Genomic DNA, 20,492 nt, shown 5'->3' on the forward strand with positions numbered 1-20,492 from the left:
CTCCCTCATCACATCTAGTATGATCTCTTTATTATATCCAATCCGGGACGGCGAAGCTATGGAGAGTTCTTTTATAACCTTCGGTTCATGCGAAAACGCCAAGACGGGCATGCTAATGACGCGCATCCTGCCATGACTGCGGCGGGCGTGCTTTACGTCTTTCGGTCCCCGGACCGCAAAAGCGAGGAACCCGGTTCAAGCGGGGGAATTAAGCGCAAACCGCTGCTTTGCGCCGTTCCGTCAACAAATCAAGGAGGTGCCTTTCCGATGCGATTTCTCGGTCATGTGATCAGATTTATCGTTTCCGCACTGGTTTTGATGGTTGTCAGCTGGATCGTTCCCGGTTTTTCAGTGGGCGGGTTCGTAAGCGCCCTGCTGCTGGCCATCGTCATCGCTGTGCTGGCCTGGATTATCGAAAGCATCTTCGGCAGGCAGATTACGCCGTTCGGACGGGGAATCGTGGGCTTCCTGACAAGCGCGCTTGTCATCTGGCTGTCCCAGTTCATCGTTACGGGCGTACGCGTCTCCATCATCGGTGCGATCCTTGCCGCTCTTGTCGTCGGGATTGTCGATCTGTTTATTCCGGTCTCACCGTTTGACAGAAAAAACAGCCGGCACAAAAGCACGCACTGACCGGCGGGATGCCGCGGCCGGATTCACGCTCTCCGGGGCGGGATCCGGTCTTCTTCATTTTTCACAGCTTATTCGATGATTTGTCATAAAGGGTTCACTTGTTAGCCGCTGACTTCCCCGCCTTCCGGGTGTATGATGAGGGTGTATGAATCAAAGGGAGGGAAATTTATGAAAAAAACAGCGGCACTGCTGATGGCTCTTGTCCTTGTATTCGCTCTGGCTGCCTGCGGCAAAAAAACGGATACGGCGGCAACGGACGCGAACGCGACGGCAAGCCAGGAAATTACGCTTCAAGCGTCCAACTGGAAATTCGACCAGGCTGAATATAAAGTCAAAAAAGGCGAACCGCTTAAAATTAACCTGGACATCAAGGAAGGCGTTCACGGCGTATCGATTCCGGATTTGAAAGTCAGTCTCGACAACAACAGCAAGAGCAAAGTCGTCACTCCGGAGAAAGCCGGCACTTACAACATTCTCTGCAGCATTCCTTGCGGAAGCGGCCACTCCACGATGACAGCCAAGCTCGTTGTAGAATAAGGTTAAACCCGTCGGCAATTTCCGGCGAATTTAAAAAAAGGCTTGCGGTCACGTATCGTCGATACGTCCGCAAGCCTTTTTTGTTCTGCAAAGCAGCCATCCCCGGAGAAGCTTCCAAATTGACCGCCGTCATGCGGGACGGCAGTGCGTGAACGCTTTTCCAGCAAGAGACACACCTGTCGCCGTCTGTTATGCATCTTCGTCCTACGCTCCCGGAGGGTTTTCTCTTCTTCTGCGCAGCAGGGTAAAAATACCGAATGCGGCCAGAGGCGGCAGGATTGACACATAATAGAGCCCGCTTTCGGTCAGAGCGACCGAAGTGAGGCGCCACTCTCTGGCGGCCATATAGCCGAGCGCGAAAGTCAGCATCGTCAGGCTGAGCTGCAGCGGAACGAGCGGCATCCCGATTTTTTTACGGAATTCCCCAAGCCCTTTCAAAGCCCCGAGCCTAAGCAGCAGTCTTACCGGTATGCTCAGCAGCGTCTGGGCGAAAATTAGCAGCAGAGCCAGGCTTAGCAAATCCTCCGACTGCTGGAACCAGATACTGTCGGGCAGGAACGTCCCCGCACTGAGAAGGGCCGCATAGACGCACACGAACATAATCAGCAGCGGCAGCAGGAAAAAGAACGTCACGGCCAAAGCCGTTATGACCGACTGCAGGAGAGCGGCACCCTCCGCTTTTTGTTTTCTACGAATCCATACATAAAACCAACCCAGACATGCTGCAGCCAGGATACAAGCTGTGGTCACAACGCTGCCGGCGGCTAACGTTTGTTCCATACGGTTTCTCCCTCCCTTGCTCCACAATCGCATCGTCGTCGCTCGCCGGGACGGAAGCAGGCTTAGGCGGGAGTGCCGCGTGCATCTGCATAGTCTTGCTTGTACGAGGAGTACCGGTGCAAATTCCAACCTCCGCGCTTCACGCCGACCGGATCGCTGGAGAGCCGATTAAAATGAATAAAAAACCTCCCTTACGGGAGGAGATATCCTTGAACTTACATGCTCCGCTGCCACAATTTCCGGCCCCATTCCATTACGTCATTGAGAATATAAGGAGCAAACCGGGACTCGCCGAGCCTGTCTTGAACATAGTCGGACGGCAGAATCGTCATGATATGAACCGCAACCGCGGCAATCACAAACGCTTCTATCGCTCCGAGCAGCGCCCCCGTCACCCGGTTAACGGTATGCAAACCAGGCAGCCGGGCAATCAGGTTGAGCATTCTCCCTCCGATTCCAAGGGCAAGCTTAACCAGAAAGAACAGCAAGGCGAAAGAGAGGGCATTCGCGATATAACGCTCCAAATTCAGCCCTTTTACCAAAAACTCATATTTATCATAACCGGAAAAAGAAGAAAGGGAAAGCCATTGCAATAAATACGTGGCAACGGGATCGTAAAAACGGACGGCGACGTACAGGGCGATAAACAATCCGGCAATTGAAACCAGCTGGGAGATCAATCCCCGCGCGTAGCCGAGAACAAGTCCTCCGGCGATAAGCACGAGGATAGACCAGTCCAGTACATTCCAAGGAGGAAGAGTCATTATCCTTTCGGTTCTTCCATCACAAGCTGAATCCATTCGTTATACTCCGTTTGAAGCTTCGCATACTCGTCCTGCAGTTTGCGGTGTTCTTCCTGCAGCTCGTCCCATCGCCCGCTCGTCTGTTCATGCAGACGGCTCATTTCTTTGAGGCCCTGCTCCGCCTGAAGATGGGCCTGCTCCAATTCCTCCAGCTGATGCCGGAGCAGTCCGCTCCGTTTTGCTTCCGTTTCCAGTTCTTCGGTAATCCGGGCCACCTCCTGGCGGAGCTGTTCGGTTTCTCCGCGCAGGCCGCCGAGTTCACCAAGGCTGGCGCGCTCCTGATCGGCCTGCTCGTCCATAAGCTGGCGGTACGCGTCCAGCTCTTCCTGCAACGATCGGCGCTCCTGCATGGAGCTCTCCAGCTCCCGGCGGATGGACTGCTCCTGCAGCACCTGCTCGTGAGCCATCTGCTGAGTCGCGGCAACTTCGCGGAGGGCGGCCGTCAGCTCGGCATTCAACGCCTCACCGGACGCTTTCGCCTGGTTCAGCTCCTCGCGCAGCTTCGCTTCTCTTGCGGCCGCTTCGTCCCGGCCGGAAACCGCCGCATGGAGCTGTTCGGCGAGCTCTTCCGCTTTCCGCCGCTCTTCGGCGGACTTGTCGCGCTCGGCCGCCAGCTCGCGTACCGCGGCTTCGCGTGCGGCCTCCAATACGGCGGCCGTTTCCTGCAGCTTAGCCGCCGCCGCGCCCTGGCCTTTCTCCAGATCTTCGAGGAGCGCTTCCGCGTCCTGACGCGCCTGGTTCAGCTCGGCCCGAAGTGTTTCTTCACGCTTAAGGGCTCCCTCCAACTGGGCGGCAAGTTCAGCCGCCGCGAGTCGCTCTTGGGCCGAACGGCCGCGTTCCGACGCAAGTTCCTTGTCGGCCTTCTCGCGGGCGGCGGCCACCTGGGTAAGCATGAGTTCGCCCTGCTTGAGCGTTTCGGTCAGCTCTTCCTTAAGAGAAGCTTCCAGCTTGGCGCGGTCTTCACGGGCGCGCTCCACTTCCAAGCGCGCTTCTTCCAGCGCCTTCTCCGCTTCACGCAGCCGCTCGTCCGCGGTGTTCTGCCCCTGCTCCATGTCTTCCAGCAGCGCCTCGGCATCCCGGCGCGCCTGTTCCAGCTCGGCACGCAGCGCTTCTTCGCGCACCTCGGAGGCTTTCAAGCGGACCGCCATTTCCTCCCGCAAGGAGGCTGCGCGGGCTTCCGCTTCCCGCTCCGCGGCTTTCGCGGCGTTGGCGGCACTCGCGGCTGCTGCCGCTTCCTCTTGTGCGGCGAGCAGAGCTTCCGACACTTTCCGCAGCTCCTCGTCCGCTGCGGTTTTATCCTGCTCGAGATCTTCGAGCAGGGCTTCGGCATCCTGCCGCGCGCCCATCAGCTCCGCACGGAGCGTTTCGACAAGCTTCGCGGCCGATTCGCGCGTCTGCACCGCTTCCTGCCGAGCCGCCTCAAGCGCTTCTGAGGTTTCGCGCAGCTTGGCCTCTAAAGCGGCCTTCTCCATTTCGGCAGCTTCCCGCGCAGCTCTGTCCCGCTCCGCCGCTCCCGCCGTCTCCATCAGCTCCCGTTCGGCACGTTCGCGTTCCGCGGCAAGTTCCCGCCGGCCGGCGGCTTCGGCTTCCCGCTGTGCGGAAGCCAGCTTCTCGGCCGCTTCCCTCTGAGCCTCCTGCAGCTTCTCCGCCGCCACAAGCTCCGCAAACTCGAGCTGTTCGGCGAAATCTCTCCGGGCGGCCGCCAATTCCTCCGCCGCTTCGCTGCGGGAAGCCGCCAGCTCCCCGGCTTCCTGCCGGACAGCCGCAAGCGCCTGCTCCGTCTCGCGAAGTCGCGCTTCCGCGGATTCCTTCTCGCGCTGGAGCTCCAGACGCGCCTCTGACTCCCGTTCGGCCGCTTCCATCGCCTCCAGCTCTGCCAGCTCCGCTCTTTCTCGCTCTTCGGCAAGCTCCCGGCGGAGCGCTTCCTGTGCGGCTTCCGCCTCGCGGCGTGCCGCTTCCAGTCTGTCCGCCGTCTCCTTGCGGGCGGACTCCAGCTCTTCCGCCTTGCGCTCCGCCGCTTGAAGCCTCTCCGCGGCTTCGCTCTCGGCGGCTTCCCGTTCGGCTGCCGCTTCCTTGCGCAGGGCTTCCAGGCGCTCTTCCGCCTCCAGCTCTGCCAGCTCCGCTCTCGCGCGCTCTTCGGCAAGCTCCCGGCGGAGCGCCTCCTGTGCGGCTTCCGCCTCGCGGCGTGCCGCTTCCAGCTTGTCCGCCGTCTCCTTGCGGGCGGCTTCCAGCTCTTCCGCTTTGCGCTCCGCCGCTTGAAGCTTCTCCGCGGCAGCGGTTTCCGCGGCTTTCAGTTCGGCCGCCGCTTCCTTGCGCAGGGCTTCCAGGCGCTCTTCCGCCTCCAACTGAGCCAACTCCAGCTCATCCGCGCTTTCCCGCTTCAAAACTTCCAGCTGCGCCGCAGCGGTTTCCCTCAGCGCTTCCAGCTCGGCCGCTTTACGCTCCGCGGCTTGCAGCGCTTCGGACGCTTCGCGCAGCTTGGCCTCGGCGTCGTCTTTCTCGCGCTGGACCGCAACACGCGCCTCGGTTTCCCGCTCGGCCGCTTCCATCGCTTCCAGCAGCTCCTGCTCGGCCTTTTCGCGCTCGGCCGCCAATTCCTGCCGGAACGCTTCACGCGCGGCCTCGGCTTCATGCTGCGCTTTCGCCAGCTTATCCGCCGCTTCCTTGCGGGCAGCCTCCAGCACCTGCGCTTCGCTCGCAGCAGCTTGCAGTTGGGCGGCGGCTTCGCGCCGCGCTTCCTCCAGCTCCGCTGCCGCCTCCCTTCTCGCGGCGTCGAGCTGTTCTTCGGCTTCCAGTTGAGCCAGCTCCAGTTCTTCCGCTCCTTGGCGTTTCAAAGCTTCAAACCGCTCGGCGGTTTCGCGTTCCAGCGCTTCCAGACGTGCGGCAGCTCCTTGCTTCTCCGCTTCCAGCCCGGACGCTTTCAGCTCCAATGCCTGTATAGCCTCGGAAGCTTCACGCAGCTTGGCTTCGGCGGCCTCTCGGCCCCGCTGGGCCTCCTTGCGCGCCTCGCCTTCCTGTTCCGCCGCTTCCATCGCTTCCAGGAGCTCTTGCTCGGCCTGTTCACGCGCCGATTCCAGCTCCTGCCGGAACGCCTCGCGAGCGGATGCCGCTTCACGCTGCGCTTCTTGGAGCTTGACTTCCGCTTCCTTGCGGGCGGCCTCTATCCTTTCGGCCTCGCGTACGGCCGCCAGAAGCTTGTCTGCCGCTTCGTTCTCGGCTGCCGCCAGCTTCTCCGCAGCTTCCCTTCGTGCGGCCTCCAGCTTTTCCGCGGCTTCCATCTGAGCCAGCTCCAGCTCTTCGGCGCTTTGCCGTTTCAGAGCTTCCAGCTGCGCATCAGCCGCCTTCCGGGCCGTTTCCAGTTCGGCGGCTTCCCTGCGCAAGGCCTCAAGCTGCTCTTCGGCTTCAAGCTGCGCCAGTTCCAACCGCTCGGCCGCTTCTTTCTGCAGAACTTCAAGCTTCTCCGCCGCTTCCAGACGGGCTGCGGCCAAGCTTTCCTCCGCATCCCGCCGAGCCGTTACCAGCGCTTCTTCGGCATTCCGCAGCCTCGTTTCCGCTGCCGCTTTCTCAGTCTCCGCCGCTTCCCGCACCGCTTTGGATTCCAGGCGCGCCGCTTTGAGCGCTTCCGTAGATTCGCGGAGTTCTTCTTCCGCCGAAGCCTTGTTCGCTTCCAGCTCTTCCAGAAGCGCTTCCGCATCTTTACGGGACTTTTCCAGTTCTTCGCGGATTTCTTCCAGTTGATCGGCCGTTTCCCGGAGCTTTTGCTCACGGCTGGCAGCCAATTCTTTACCCTGGGCCAGCTCGCGCTGCATATGCTCCCCGCGCTGTTTCATAAGCGCAAGTTCGGTGCGCTGCGTCTGCTCGCGTTCCCCGGCTTCGCGGAGCTGTTCCTTCAAGCTGTCCGCAGCGGCTTTTTCCCGCTCGGCTTCCTCCAGAAGCGCTTCGGCGTCTTTCTGGGCCTGCTGGAGCTCGCTGCGCAGCATTTCTTCGCGTTCGGCGGCCTGCTGAGCGTCCGCATTCAGCCGCTCTTCTCTTTCACGGCTTTCGTCCGCCTCCAGCTTCGCCAGCTCGAGTTCGTCCTTCAACTGGCGGAGCTGTTCTTCCGTGTGCTTCTGCTCACGCGCCAGCTTTTCCAGCTCGGATGCCGCCTGCTGCCGATTCTCTTCGGCTGCGGCTTTTTCAAGCTCCAGCTCCTCCAGGAGCGCTTCGGCATCCTGCTTCGCCTGATCCGCTTCCTTCCGGACCGCGGCTTCTCTTTGAGCCGCTTCCGCAAGCTCCCGCCGCAATTGCTCCATCTGTCCGCTCTGCTGCTGCTCACGCTGTTTGGACGCCTGCAGATCGCGCTGGACTTGCTCGCTGCGCTGTTTGACCAGCTGAAGCTCGGCCCGCAAGGTCTGTTCCTTCTCTGCGGCTTCCTGGATTTGTAGAAGAGCGGCCGCCGATTCCTCTCTTGCCTGACCGGCCGCCGTTTTTTCCTGTTCCAACTGCTCAAGCAGTGATTCGGCATGGCGCTCCGCCTGCCCGATTTTGCTTTCGAGCGTCTTGATTTGCCCCGCCGCCTGCTCCAGCTCCTTTTTCCACTGATCGGCCTGGCGAGCGTCTTTTTCCATCTGCTGCTTAAGAGACGCCTGTTCCCGCTGGAGTTTCTCCGTGTTTTGTCGGGCCTGCTGAAGCTCGGACTTAAGCTGTTCTTCCCGCTTCGCCCCCTGCTGGGCCTTTTCCTTAGCCGCGTTCAACTCCCGCAGATTCTGTTCCGCCCGCTGTTTCGTCTGCTCCAGGGATGCCGTAAGCTCCTGCTGGCGCTTGGACGCCTTGGCTCCCTGCTCCCGGGCTTCCGCCAGCTCGGCTTTGCGCAGCTGCTCCTCCTGCTGGGCTCTTTCGAGCTGCCCGCGAGCCGTTTCCACGGCGGCGTCGGCCTTGGAAAGCGCCCGCTGCAAATCGTTCAGCCGGCTTTCCGTCTCGCTGAATCTCTGTTCGACTTTGGCTTTCTCATCCGTCAAATTGACGGCCGCGAGCACCGCGATTTTGTAGGTATCGAGCCGCGGATAGCTTTCCGCGATCTGAACCATCTGATCATTGACTTCCGCCGCCACTTTGCGCACGTAGCCGGGGCTGTTATTGGCTTTCAATTTATATTCATTTCCATATATATCAACGATGATTTTCGTTTTTTCTTCCGAATTCATGAGATATCCTCCTTCGGTTTAAACACTCGAAATCCGGCCGCCTGCATGACGGTTCCGGTTGAAGACATCGGCCTTTTCCATTTGTTTCCTTGTTTTATGGAAAAAAGCCGGTCCATCGAAAAAGAATTCGATGCGACCGGCCCTATTTCCTTCCGTAGCCTTGATATTTCAACGAAAGATCACTTGCGGAGCTCGGCTCCGAAAGCCGATTCCAATGCCGCCACGACACGCGCATGCGTTTCTGTGACTTCTTCGTCCTGAAGCGTGCGCTCGGGATGACGATATACCAGCGCCAGAGCGACGCTCTTTTTGCCTTCGCCCAGACGTTCTCCCGTATAAACATCGAAAACGCGGATCGATTCCAGCAGTTCCGACGCCGTTTCCGCCGCCAGACGTTCCAGATCCCCGACCGGCACAGCCGTATCGACAACGAGCGCCATATCGCGCCCTACCGACGGATAGCGGGGAAGTATGCGGTAGTCCACTTCGAAATCGGCATGCTGGAGCAGCGGATCAAGCTCGGCTTCCAGCACGTAGGTGTCTTCAAGGTCCCGTTTCTTCTGAAGCGTCGGGTGCAGCTGCCCCATGTAACCGATGGACCGGCGCTCTCCATCCGGAGTGAGCAGGAACAGTTCCGCCGTGCGTCCCGGGTGGAAGCCTTCCTTCTGTGCGGACCTGAATTCGATCGTTACGCCCAGGTAAGAAATCACCCGTTCCAGCACGCCCTTCAAGTCGTAGAAGTCGGCTTTGCGGGCCTTCTGTCCCCAGTGGGCGCCACTCCAGTTACCGGTCATCGCGATACTCAGCAGACGCTTTTCCTGCGGTTGTGCGGTCAAGGCCGTCTCCTTGGACAGGAATACCGTGCCCGTTTCGAAAATCGCGACATCATCGTTATTCCGGTTGCGGTTATAGCTCACAACCTCAAGCAGATGAGGCACTAGCGACGTCCTCAGGGCGCTGCGGTCTTCGCTCATCGGCATCGCAAGCGGAATCGGCGCGTATTCCGGATAAAGACCCGGATAATCGGCGGCATTTTCCCGCTGTCCCAGCGTGTACGTGATCACTTCGTGCAGACCGCTTCCCGTAAGCAGACGGCGGATAGTCCGGCGCAGGGACTGTTCGCGCGTCAAGGAACCGGGGGTCGTTACGCCGGTCATCAGCGTCGTCGGGATGTTATCGTACCCGTACAGACGCGCAACCTCTTCAATGAGATCAACATCCCGGGTGATATCTCCGCGACGGCCAGGCACGTGAACGATGAGAGAATCTTCTTCGAGCAATCCGTATTCGAGACCGAGACGGTCGAAAATTTCTTTGACCTGCTGCAGCGAAAGTTCCGTGCCGAGGTACGTATTCACACGTTCCAGCTTCAATGGAATCTTGACGCCGGAATAGGCTTGAACGGTCTCCTGCACGATCCCCTGGGCTACCTGGCCTCCGGCGCAAAGCACGAGGAGAGCCGCCGCACGGTCAAGAGCGGGAATGACCGCTTCCGGATTGACTTCTTTCTCGAAACGGAGGCTCGCCTCCGAACGCAGACCGAGCTGACGGGACGTTTTACGGACGGACGGGCCGGCAAACCGAGCCGATTCCAGCAAAATCGAAGTCGTGCCCTCCGTCACTTCGGAGTTGGCTCCGCCCATAACGCCGGCAATCGCGATAGGTTTGAAGGCGTCGGTGATGAGCAGCATGTGCGGCTCCAGCGTACGCTCCACATCGTCGAGCGTCACCAGCTTCTCTCCTTCCGTCGCCAGGCGGACTTCGATTTTACCGCCCGAGACCTGATCCGCGTCAAACGCGTGAAGAGGCTGGCCGTATTCCAGCATCACGTAATTCGTAACGTCTACGATGTTATTGATAGGACGGATGCCCGCCGCCATCAGTCTGTTCTGCAGCCACAGCGGAGACGTGCCGACGCGGACGCCCTCAATGAGACGTGCCGCATAATGCGCGCACTGCTCGGGTGCGGCGATCGAAACGGAAATTTTATCCTCCGCTTTGACGGTGCTGAAATCGACGTTGATGTTGCGTTCTTCTTCCGGCAGCTTCACCGGACGGCCGAGAATGGCGCCGATTTCATAAGCGGTGCCGATCATGCTCAGGCAGTCCGAACGGTTCGGCGTCAGCTCGAGTTCCAGAACACTGTCACTTAGCCCCAGCACGTCCACGATCGGCTTTCCGATTTCGGTATTTTCCGGAAGAACCAGGATTCCTTCCTGAATTTCCTTCGGCAGCAGTTTATCGTTCATGCCCAGCTCTTTGGCGGAGCAGATCATGCCCTGGGATTCAACGCCGCGAAGCTTGGCGCGCTTGATTTTGAAATCTCCGGGAAGTACGGCGCCGATAACGGCAACCGGGACCTTTTGTCCGGCATCCACATTTTTCGCTCCGCAGACGATCTGCAGGTCCTCGCCCGTTCCCACATCGACCGTACACACGTTGAGTTTGTCCGCATCGGGATGTTTCGTCTTCGATTTGACATAGCCGACGACAACGCCCGACACGCCTTTGTTCAGCGATTCGACAATGTCGACTTCGATGCCGCTCCGTGTCATTTTATCTGCAAGGTCTTCAGCCGTGAAGCCCTGTACGTCTACATAATCCGACAGCCATTGATAAGATACTTTCATCGCCTTTTTCCTCCTTCTTTCCCGCTTATAGGTGGACGAACTGCTTCAGGAAGCGCAGATCGTTCGTATAGAAATTACGGATATCCTCAACCCCGTATTTAAGCATCGCTACGCGCTCGGGCCCCATGCCGAAAGCGAATCCGCTGTATTCGTTCGGATCGTATCCGGACATTTCGAGCACCTTCGGGTGAACCATGCCGGAGCCCAAAATTTCGATCCAGCCGGTCTGTTTGCAGGTCCGGCAGCCTTCGCCGCCGCACATCATGCAGGACACGTCGACTTCCGCGCTCGGCTCGGTGAACGGGAAGAAGCTCGGACGCAGGCGGATTTGAGTCTGCGGGCCGTACAGCTCGCGCACGAACTGCAGAAGCGTTCCTTTCAGATCGCTCATGCGGATGTTCTTGTCGATGACAAGCCCCTCGATTTGCGTGAACTGGTGGGAGTGCGTCGCGTCGTCGTCGTCGCGCCGGTACACTTTACCCGGGGAGATGATTTTGACCGGCACGGCTCCTTTGCGGCCTTCCATCGTCCGGACCTGGACAGGGGACGTATGCGTGCGGAGCAGGAGCTCCTCGGTGATGTAGAATGAGTCCTGCATATCCCGCGCCGGGTGATCCTTCGGCAGGTTCAGCGCTTCGAAGTTATAGTAATCGCGCTCCACTTCCGGCCCTTCCACGACGGTGAATCCCATCCCGATAAAAATATCCTCGATCTCTTCGACGATCTTGTTCAGCGGATGAACGGCTCCCTGCACGGACGGACGGCCCGGCAGCGAAACGTCGATCGTTTCGGCGCGGAGGCGGTTTTCCGTCTCCTGACGATCGTACTCTTCCTGCTTTGCCGCGATTACTTCCTCAATCGCACCGCGGACGTCATTGGCCACCTGGCCGATAACCGGGCGCTCTTCCGCGCTTAACGCGCCCATGCCGCGCAAAATTTCAGTCAGCGGCCCTTTTTTGCCCAAATACTTGACTCTGAGATCATTCAGCTCCTGCTGGCTGCCGACAGCGGCCAATTCCTGCAGCGCTTGTACTTTTAACGCTTCCAAACGTTCTCTCATGTGTAATCCCTCCTTTAGATCTGGCAACCCTTGACGGTTTCCGGACAACAAAAAAAGCTTCTCCGCCCGGTAAGGGACGAAAAAGCCGTGGTACCACCCTTGTTAGACCGCCTGCTGCGCAAAATGCCTTCCCGGAAGGTCATCCGCCTCTGACGTGTCTCACTCTTCGAAATAACGGTTCGTAGCCGGTACTCTCTACTGACTGGCCCAGGCCACTGTTCAAGAAACTGCTCGGGAGCGAACTTCGGCAGCCTGGTTCCACGGGGACGCTCTCAATCTCCGGCGTCTCCTCCCTGTCAGGAAGCACTGCGTACTTGTCTCCTTCATTGCATTTGGTATGGAATTGGTTACTGCATTTAACTATGCCACCTATTATATGAAAATCGGCGCAGTGTTGCAAGCCCGTTCATAGCCCGCTTCCCTTGCAAAAAAAAGAACATGCGGCGTTTTACGTAAGAAGCTTAAGTCCCACGGCCGCCGAAATAATCATGGCGATAAACAGAATGCGGCGCCAGTCTTTGGACTCGCCGAACATAAACATGCCCAGCAGTGTGCCCCCGCATGTGCCGATTCCGGTCCACACGGCGTAAGCCGTGCCCATCGGGATGGATTCCATGGCATAGGACAGCAGCGAGAAGCTGAGGCCGAAGCCGAAGAAAAGCAGCGCGTAAGCCCAGATCGTCTTCTTCTGCGCGATTTTGTTCATGGCGAGTACGCCGAAAATTTCCGAACATCCCGCCAATATCAGTGCGGCCCATGCCATCAGGAATTCGCTCCTTTCGCCGGTTCTCCCGGTTCTTTCGTCGTCATTTTAAGCCCGATCACGCCGCCGAGCAGAATCAGGATAAAAACGATCTTCAGCCAGCTGATCGGCTCTCCGAACACGATCGTTTCCGTAAGGACCGTGCCCGCCGTTCCGATCCCCGTAAATACCGCGTACACCGTTCCTACCGGTAGACGGCTTGTCGCCATCAGCAGCACCCAGAAGCTGAGCAGAATCGCGGCTCCGGTCAATATCCAGGTAAACGCGTCATGCGCATGTTTCAGACCCGAAACCCAGCCGATTTCCAGCAATCCCGCCGCCAGTACATAAAACCAATTCCGATTCATAATCGAATCGTGCCTCCTTCTTTCCCCGTATGCTCATGAAGACTCATGAATGGGAGATTCCCCGCCAGTAGACGTCCCATGAAGCCTCCAGCCTTTTATCGTAGCTTTCGGCCGTACCGTACAACAGTTCCACAATGATCCCGTCCATCAAACAAAGAAAAGCCGCCGCAGCTTTATCCGGATCGACGCCGATAGCCGAGCGGTCCTCGGTAAACACGGACGTAAGCAGCTCCTCCATCCGGGACAAGTACGTATAAGAGAGATCTATCGTTTCCCGATACACCGAAGCCGGCGGAAAGTACATCATCCGGATCCAAAACTTCGCCGAACCGTTGTGCTCGTACTTGCCGCGCGTATGGGACAACAGCTTATACAGCTTGCGGTCAAGCGCCTCGCCGCCTGCTTCCAGATGCGAGGTGGCAAATTCCAGCTCGCCGCGCGACGCGTCCTGCAGCACGCTGAGAAACAATTCCTCTTTGCCTTTAAAGTGTGCGTAGATGGAAGGCGTTTTTATCCCAACAGCTTCGGCGATATTCGCCATGGAAGTGCCTTCGTAGCCTTGTGACGCAAACAAATCGAGTGCGGCCGCTTTGATCCGGTCGGGGGTGTTCATGAGCCTCATTCTCCTAACTAACATTAGTTAGGTACAGTATGTCACATTTCCGCTTCGGGATCAAACGGCATTTTGACTTTGTCTTCATTTTCCCGTTAAATGAAAGAGAATATACCGTACGGATTCCGGGTCCACACGGTCAAAAACGCACGCGGGAGGCTGAAACGATGAAATATCGCACACTCGGCAAAACAGGATTAAAAGTGTCCGTAATCGGCGTCGGCACATGGCAGTTCGGCGGCGAATGGGGACAGGACTTTACGCAAGATGAAGTGGACGCTGTCCTGGACAAAGCAAAGGAGCTCGGGATCAACCTCATCGATACGGCGGAATGCTACGGCGATCATTTGTCGGAATCGTTTATCGGCAATTATTTGAGCCGCCGGGGCCGTGAAGACTGGGTCGTGGCGACCAAGTTCGGCCATCATTACCATGACCGGTTTAAACGGGACGAGCGTTTTTCGGCGGAAGATATGATCGGGCAGCTCGACGCCTCTCTGAAAGCGCTGGGAGTCGATTATGTCGACTTGTACCAGTTTCATTCGGGAACGGATTCCGTGTTCGACAACGACGCCCTCTGGACCGCACTGGACAAGCAGAAGCAGGCGGGCAAAATTCTTCACATCGGCACTTCGATCGCGAAGAACGACAACCTGCATCAGGTAGCCGCTTCCACGCAGGTCGGCTCGGAAGCGATCCAAGTCGTGTACAACCGGCTCGACCGCGCTCCCGAAGAGAGCGTGTTCCAGTCGTGCCTGCAGCAGAACCTCGGCGTGCTGGCCCGCGTTCCCCTCGCCAGCGGCTATCTCAGCGGCAAGTACAAGCCGGGCGCCACTTTCGCCGCCACGGATACGCGCCACCGGCACGACCCCGCCGAGACGCAGCGCAAGCTCGAGGAGGTGCAGCGCATCCGCGAACACGAAGTGCCGGAAGCGATGGACATGGCGACGTGGGCCCTCGCGTGGTGCTTGAAGCATGACGCGGTCAGCGCCGTCATTCCGGGCTGCAAAAACGTCGCTCAAGTCGAAAGCAACGCGAAAGCGGCGTCGTATTTGAGCGACAACCACCCGCAAGCATGGACGGAAGAAGCGGAAGCTTCCGGCGCATGATTGCGCACGCGAAAAAGCCTATCCGGTTTTAACGGATAGGCTTTTTTGTGCTGCCGTGCGGCAGGTGCGCTGCCGTGGGCACGGATGCGTTGCGGCTGAGGGGACGGCTTTGCGGCACCGGGGCGCTTAGCACGAGTGCGTCCCGGCCGCCGGCTGCCCTTGCGCCATCGCCGGTGCCCTACGGAGCCTTGCGATACAGCGCGGGCACACCGCCGCATGGCGAAGCAGGGGGAATCCCTGCCCCGCCGCACGAGGCTTGCCCGGCTCCCGCCTAGGCGCATGCGCATCCGGCTCCGCAAGGCCGTGGCCGCTCCGATGTCCGGAGCTCCCGTAGCTCCCGCTGACGCGGAAAAGGTCCGACGACCGGGGCCTGCCCCGTACTAAGGCAGCAAAGCACGGTACTCCCTCACCCGCCCGTCAACGTCCGAAATAATCAATCCCCATCGCCTCCCGCACTTCCCGCATCGTTTCGCGGCCGATGCCACGTGCTCTGGCTGTGCCGGATTGAAGAATTTCGTCCACTTCGGCAGGCTTCGCCTCGTAATAAGCCCTGCGCTCCCTCATCGGTTCCAGCAGGGCGTTCAGCCCTTCCGCCAGCTTCTCCTTGCAGGCTGTGCAGCCTATGCTCCCCCGTTCGCAGCGCTCCCTTATTTCCGGGGCCTCTTCGGCCAGAAACGCTTCATGGTAGGTGAAGACCGGACAAATCCCGGGATGGCCCGGATCGTCTTTGCGGATTCTGGAAGGGTCCGTCTTGGCCTTCTTCAGCTTATCTTTTATCTCTTCCGCAGAGGCATCAAGCTCAATGCCGTTGCCCAGACTCTTGCTCATTTTGCCGTTCCCGTCCAGACCGATCAGGCGCGATGTATCGCCGACCAGCGCCCGGGGCTCCTCGAACACCGGCCGGTAGAGCGAGTTGAATCTGCGGACGATTTTGCGGGTCTGCTCGATATGAGGAATCTGGTCGTCGCCTACCGGGACGAGCGTTGCCTTGCAGAACGTGATGTCCGCCGCCTGGCTGACCGGATAACCGAGGAAGCCGTAGTATAAATCGTCGTACCCCCGCTGCTCCGCCTCGCTTTTGGTCGTCGGGTTATGCCTCAGCGAGCTGACTGTGACGAACATCGAGTAAAACACCGTCAACTCGGCGATTTCCGGTATGAGCGACTGCACGCAGAGCACAGCCTTCTCCGGGTCGATTCCGGCCGCCAAGTAGTCCAGCGCGACAAGCCGCAGATGCTTTCTTACCAGATCCGGGTTCTGAAAATGTGTCGTCAGCGCCTGCACATCCGCCAGCAGCAGAAACGTCTCCATCTGATGCTGCAGCTCCACCCGCTTTTTCAAACTTCCGGCGTAATGGCCGAGGTGCAGTTTCCCGGTGACGCGGTCTCCCGTTAATATCCGTTCCATATTCATTTCTCCTTTGAATGATGCTGGTTTCAACCTCTTTTCGCAAAACTGTCAAACCTCCGCGCGTCCTGCTTTCCAGACGCCACCACCAACCGTCTTCCACGGCCATCACCCCCTTTATGTAAAATAAAATGTTTTCGAAGATTAAGGTCCGGAGCGTAAACCGGACAACAAAAAAACTCCGTCCTTAAAAAGGACGAAGTTTCTCTTCGCGGTACCACCTTTGTTCGTTTGCCTATGACAAACGCGCTCTAACGTACGGAAAGCGGTCCGCTTTCGATACGGGGTCCAAGGATAACGGCCGGACCGGGTGCCGCCGGTTCCTACTGCCCGCAAAAAGGGGTTCGGACCGGCACTCGGAAGCCCATTCGGCGTCTGCCTGACACTGATTCTCACCTGCCATCAGCTCTCTGAAGTCCTGCCTGACGCTTACTCTTCTTCTTCATCGTGACGGATATGCTTTCGGCTTGCTTTTCACCAGTTTATCAGGCTGCGGTGTGGAAGGCAATCGTTCGTGCCGGAATTGTTTACCGGGTTTCGTTTGCGGGTTATAAGACTTAACGAACCATATTCAGATTGGGGGAGAGTCTTTTGAAAATAAAACTCGGGCTGCTTGCCGCCGTTTCGTGTCTGGCCTTGACCGCATGCGGAGATTATAAGGAGCAAGCATCCCCGCTCAAACAGGGCGGCGCCGCAGACCGTTCTTCCGCCGCCAAAGCGCCGCGTTTTGCCGCGTCCCTCGCTCAAGAATACTCCAAAGAAGACACCGTGCAAATCGGCGATGCGAAAATAAAAGTAAGCAAAGTGGAAAAATTTACGGAGCAGGGTCCGGAAACGCCCAACCTGCCGGACGGCGAATTTGTCGTGGTGACGCTGGATATCGAAAATTCGGGGGCCCAAGAGCTCGCGTACAACCCGTACAGCTTTGAAATGGCCAACAGCCGCGGGATGACCAGCGACAAAGTGCTCGCTTCCTTTTCCGGCGAAACCGGCCTGAAATACGGCGAGCTGGCACCGGGAGCCAAAGTTTCGGGTACGCTGGTGTTCGAGCAGCCTAAGGGCGATCCCAAGCTCCAGCTTCTTCACAAAGAAGACACGGGGTCGGACAAGGCCGTTAAAATCAATCTGCAATAAACGGGCGGGATAAGCCCGGACAATGAAAAAGCCCTGTTCCGACGACGGAACAGGGCTTTTCATTTTTTTCATCACCGGCTTCGTTTCTGTAAGCCTGTCCTGAGCAAGCACCTCTTGCGCAGGGGACTTTTAGGACACTCAGGTACAGCTTTTAAACGAACCGGATCTTGCATCGTTTAGTTCCGCATGTATAGTCTGCGGTTTTCTAAAACTTCGCTCCCGCCTGCTTTTCTGCCGCGTCTTTGAGCATCATGTAGACGTCGCCGTCGCTTAACTTCTCTTTATTGGCGATGATGCCAAGGGTCGCTTTGCTGAGCAGCCCGCCGCTTTCCAGCGCGGCCTGCGCCTCCCCGGCTTCCACCTTCAGCCCCGCGGCCAGCGCGATCGTGTAGCTTGCCTGCTGCAGAGTCAGCGTTTTCTTCGCGGGCTCCTCCATTCCTTTCACGGCTGCGGAAGGGTCTCCCGGGAAAGAAGCGAAGTACATCCGTCTTACGCTGTTCATCTGGTTTACCATCCGCTGCGCGTTCGACGGATTATCCAGCTCCTTAAAGCCTACGTTGGCATAAGATCCGTAAGCGATGCCCATAGACACAGCCGCCTTCAGGCCGGGATACGCCTTATGTTTCATAAACGCCGCTTCGTCCAGCTTGTAAGGCTTGAGGTCCATCCCCTGATCGTTCAGCCGCTTCTGCAGCTCTTCGATCAGGGATTTGGATTCCGCCATGGCGCGGAAAGTCGTGCCCTTCTCTCCGGCCAGCTTGGCCGCCGCTCCGGCCGCTTCGCCCTCGGCCATGCCGACGGGAATAACGCGGGCGCTGCCGTGCGCCAGCGTGTCGTAGCTGGCGCTCCGGCCGACGACGAGAAGACCGTCTACGTTCTGCGGCACGATGCTGCGGAACGGAACCGCGTACTTCGTCGGATGAACGACGATCGCGCCATTATCGTTAGGCGACGTTCTTTGGATATCCGCGGGATAAGAGCCGAAGGCAATCCGGTCCCACTGATCGCGGTTTTCCAGCAGATCCACGACGCTGAGCCTGTACAACCCCTTCATGTGACGGGTTTCGCGCACATACAGCTCGGGAGCGATGCTGTCCAGCTCAACGTTCTTGAATTCATCGAACGTCTTCAAATACTTGACGACGTTCGGAATTTCCTTGGCGGCGATCTCCAGCCCTTCCTGCTGGGATTTCGCGTTCAGACCGTCGATATTGAAAATATGCAGCGCATTGATCAGCACCGTGCCGTCAAGCTGTCGGCCGATATTGAGTCCGCGCATCTTCGTCCGTTCTTTATTCAGCGGCACATATCCCGCCATCTCTTTGCCGTAGCCCCAGGCGGACATTTTGTCCAAGCCCGTATCCTTATCATTGTCGCCGTTCAGCCTTTTGGCCACCTTGCTCCACACTTCATCCGTGACATTTTTGAGCCGGAATACGGCCGTAACGGCCATCCGGGCTTTTTTATCCCCGATATCTTCCCGGCCGATCGTAAAAGGCACTCCCGCAGCCGCGGCGAAATCCGCATCCTGCGTCGCGTCGATAACGGTTTTGGTGCCGATGGTCTGTTTCGTCCCATCCTGTTTGGTTACGGTAATGCCGGTTACGGTTTGAGCCGTTCCTTCTTGTTTGAGAACCGGTTCCACACGGTATCCGTCCATCGAGACATCCAAGTTTTTCTCGTCGGTAACGAGTTTGTTGAACGCGTTGGCCGCCGTCGTTACGTCAAAAGAATGACCTTCGATTTTCTCGTACCATTCTTTGAAAATGCCCTGATTGAAATACTCAGGCTCATTGCCGGGCAGAGTCGACACGGTTTTGTCCCAGTTCATGTCGATGCTGTTCAGCCAGCCTTCCGTCATAAGACCGCCCAGAACCGTACGTTTGCGGGGTTCGATCAAAAGGGTCTTCAGCCCGTTGCGGGAAGCGGACACGGCCGCGCTGACGCCTTCGGGATCCGTGCCGACTACAATAACGTCGTAGTTATCTTTCAGCTTGTCGGCCGATACGACTTTGGTCAGCTCCTGTTTGGCCGGAAGCGGCCCACCGACAGCGGCTTTCCATTTAGAAGAATAATAATACCAGCCCCCTCCGGCACCCGCCAGAAGGACTAGAACCAGAACGAGCAATAAACCTTTTTTACCTGTAAAAAAAGAACCGGACATGTTCGCACCTCGTAACTTTCATTTTCATTTTCATTCATTTCAATGTTAATTCGTTGCATGCTTCATTTCGTTATTTAGTCGGGTTCAAAGCGGCAGCTTTCAATGCCCGCCTGCCCTTCCACCACATAACCGCACGCCAGCCCAGGACACAATCCAGAATGATGATCAGAGGCATCATCGTGACGTTGTAGCGGTAATCCGCCACGAAGCCGAGACGGATAAGGCTCATCACAATGACCACGAGAGCCAGCAGCGTGACGGGCTCCCTCCAGCGCCTCAGTGCGGCCAGAACGGCTATCGCGCCGGACAATACGAGCGTGCGGTGAAGCAGGTTCGCGTTGAACGGGATCACCGGATAATACGGCTGATGACCGCCGCCGCGGTAGACGCTCTGGTACACGTACTGCATTTTCCCGATCGTGTACCACTTGATAAACAGCCCCGGTTGGGTCGTGAAACCCGCTTTCAACCGGGCTATGGCCAGCTCCTTTTCGGTTTTGCCCGAGGGGTCTACCAGGCTCTCATCGTTAAACGTATTGTACGGATACGTTCCCGCCCGGAACGGGTTTTCCTGGGTCGCCGTCACGACCCACTGATGCAGCGTGACGGCATTGCGAATCCACCAGGGCGCAAGCAGCAGCACAACGGCCGCGGCGGAGCAGGCAAACAGCCGGAGCGTCCGCTTCCTCGCTTCTTTGTCCCGCAGCCACTGAAGCGCGAAGGCCACGGCAATCAGCGGCAGAAATTCCGGCCGAACCAGCACGGTCAAACCGAGCCAGATTCCGGCGGCGGCAGCCCGTCCGTAAGAAGGCGTTTCGAAAACCCGGATCTGAGCAAGCAGATATCCCAGCAAGAGGAAAATGGCCAGCACCTCGGTCAGAATGGCCCCGTTGGCCCAGACGAACGGCGGATATACGGCCGCGATCAGAAGCGCAATGAGGGCCGGCAGCTCACCGGAAAACCTCCTCGCAATCCGGTAGACGAACCCTAAGGCGGCCAAACTCAGCAGCGCTTGTATATACCGGACCCAGGGAAGCGGGTCGTGCTCCTTATAATCCGCGATCTCATAGACCGCCGCCAAAAAAAGCGGATAACCGGGCGTCACGAGCGCATTCGGGGTCTCGCCGTTGTAGGCGTATACTCCCGTCTCCAGCAGCTGTCTGACCATCTTATCGTAATTCAGCGAGTCATGGGGCATCTCGTGATCGACCGAACGGAGGAAATCGATTCTCACATAGGCCGCCAGCAGCAAAACTACCGCCAATGCGGCCCATACCCGTTTTTTACGGTTCATAATTCTGCTCCTTTCGGCGTTCCCGTGATTTCTAG

At 58.1% G+C, this 20,492-nt stretch carries 15 protein-coding genes and 1 other annotated feature; of the genes, 4 read left to right on the forward strand and 11 right to left on the reverse strand.

What is annotated here, in order from left to right; all coding sequences use genetic code 11:
- The first annotated feature begins 267 nt into the window (after positions 1-267).
- Positions 268-633 (forward strand): phage holin family protein, encoded by a 366-nt coding sequence (locus KVT34_RS15030; RefSeq protein WP_217559573.1) that lies wholly within the window; start codon positions 268-270, stop codon positions 631-633.
- A gap of 168 nt (positions 634-801) precedes the next feature.
- A complete protein-coding gene (locus KVT34_RS15035) occupies positions 802-1,170 on the forward strand; it encodes a cupredoxin domain-containing protein (protein WP_009676126.1) in 369 nt (122 codons plus the stop codon).
- 204 nt (positions 1,171-1,374) lie between these two features.
- Here KVT34_RS15035 and KVT34_RS15040 read toward each other — a convergent pair whose 3' ends face one another.
- The 8 genes from KVT34_RS15040 to KVT34_RS15075 form a co-directional block, all read right to left on the reverse strand.
- On the reverse strand, positions 1,375-1,950 hold the full coding sequence (locus KVT34_RS15040; RefSeq protein ID WP_217559574.1) for a hypothetical protein: 576 nt from the start codon (positions 1,948-1,950) through the stop codon (positions 1,375-1,377).
- A 215-nt stretch (positions 1,951-2,165) separates the two neighbouring features.
- The gene (locus KVT34_RS15045) at positions 2,166-2,714 is read right to left on the reverse strand and encodes a CvpA family protein (protein WP_254634876.1); all 549 of its coding nucleotides are present in this window, start codon (positions 2,712-2,714) and stop codon (positions 2,166-2,168) included.
- Complete coding sequence (locus KVT34_RS15050) at positions 2,714-7,936, reverse strand: hypothetical protein (protein WP_217559576.1); 5,223 nt, start codon at positions 7,934-7,936, stop codon at positions 2,714-2,716. Before KVT34_RS15050 ends, KVT34_RS15045 begins: the two co-directional genes overlap by 1 nt.
- Before the next feature lie 179 nt (positions 7,937-8,115).
- Positions 8,116-10,566: a phenylalanine--tRNA ligase subunit beta gene (gene pheT, locus KVT34_RS15055; protein WP_217559577.1), complete on the reverse strand. Its 2,451-nt coding sequence runs from the start codon at positions 10,564-10,566 to the stop codon at positions 8,116-8,118.
- A 25-nt stretch (positions 10,567-10,591) separates the two neighbouring features.
- A complete protein-coding gene (gene pheS, locus KVT34_RS15060) occupies positions 10,592-11,626 on the reverse strand; it encodes a phenylalanine--tRNA ligase subunit alpha (protein WP_042229445.1) in 1,035 nt (344 codons plus the stop codon).
- 448 nt (positions 11,627-12,074) lie between these two features.
- Entirely contained in the window at positions 12,075-12,389 is a 315-nt protein-coding gene (locus KVT34_RS15065) for a DMT family transporter (protein ID WP_302695296.1), read from the reverse strand.
- Entirely contained in the window at positions 12,389-12,736 is a 348-nt protein-coding gene (locus tag KVT34_RS15070) for a DMT family transporter (RefSeq protein WP_217559578.1), read from the reverse strand. The genes KVT34_RS15065 and KVT34_RS15070 overlap by 1 nt, the downstream gene beginning before the upstream one ends.
- Before the next feature lie 43 nt (positions 12,737-12,779).
- Complete coding sequence (locus tag KVT34_RS15075; RefSeq protein WP_217559579.1) at positions 12,780-13,349, reverse strand: TetR/AcrR family transcriptional regulator; 570 nt, start codon at positions 13,347-13,349, stop codon at positions 12,780-12,782.
- Between the two features lie 167 nt (positions 13,350-13,516).
- Here KVT34_RS15075 and KVT34_RS15080 point away from each other — a divergent pair, with 167 nt between their 5' ends.
- Positions 13,517-14,458, forward strand: a complete 942-nt coding sequence (locus KVT34_RS15080; protein ID WP_217559580.1) for an aldo/keto reductase — start codon at positions 13,517-13,519, stop codon at positions 14,456-14,458.
- 417 nt (positions 14,459-14,875) lie between these two features.
- Here the strand turns inward: KVT34_RS15080 and trpS are convergent, their stop codons facing one another.
- Entirely contained in the window at positions 14,876-15,865 is a 990-nt protein-coding gene (gene trpS / locus KVT34_RS15085) for a tryptophan--tRNA ligase (RefSeq protein WP_217559581.1), read from the reverse strand.
- Between the two features lie 189 nt (positions 15,866-16,054).
- Positions 16,055-16,320: a binding site (T-box leader), on the reverse strand.
- A 136-nt stretch (positions 16,321-16,456) separates the two neighbouring features.
- Between trpS and KVT34_RS15090 the strand changes: the two genes are divergently transcribed.
- Positions 16,457-16,999, forward strand: a complete 543-nt coding sequence (locus KVT34_RS15090) for a DUF4352 domain-containing protein (RefSeq protein ID WP_217559582.1) — start codon at positions 16,457-16,459, stop codon at positions 16,997-16,999.
- 205 nt (positions 17,000-17,204) lie between these two features.
- Here KVT34_RS15090 and KVT34_RS15095 read toward each other — a convergent pair whose 3' ends face one another.
- Both KVT34_RS15095 and KVT34_RS15100 read right to left on the reverse strand, forming a co-directional pair.
- Positions 17,205-19,163 carry an FAD-dependent oxidoreductase gene (locus KVT34_RS15095; protein ID WP_217559583.1) on the reverse strand — a complete coding sequence of 653 codons (1,959 nt, stop codon included), beginning with the start codon at positions 19,161-19,163 and terminating at the stop codon, positions 17,205-17,207.
- A gap of 70 nt (positions 19,164-19,233) precedes the next feature.
- A complete protein-coding gene (locus KVT34_RS15100; protein WP_217559584.1) occupies positions 19,234-20,457 on the reverse strand; it encodes an ArnT family glycosyltransferase in 1,224 nt (407 codons plus the stop codon).
- Positions 20,458-20,492: the final 35 nt, after the last annotated feature.

The organism is Paenibacillus sp. GbtcB18 (assembly GCF_019091125.1).
In the GTDB taxonomy this organism is placed as follows: Bacteria; Bacillota; Bacilli; order Paenibacillales; family NBRC-103111; genus Paenibacillus_F; species Paenibacillus_F chitinolyticus.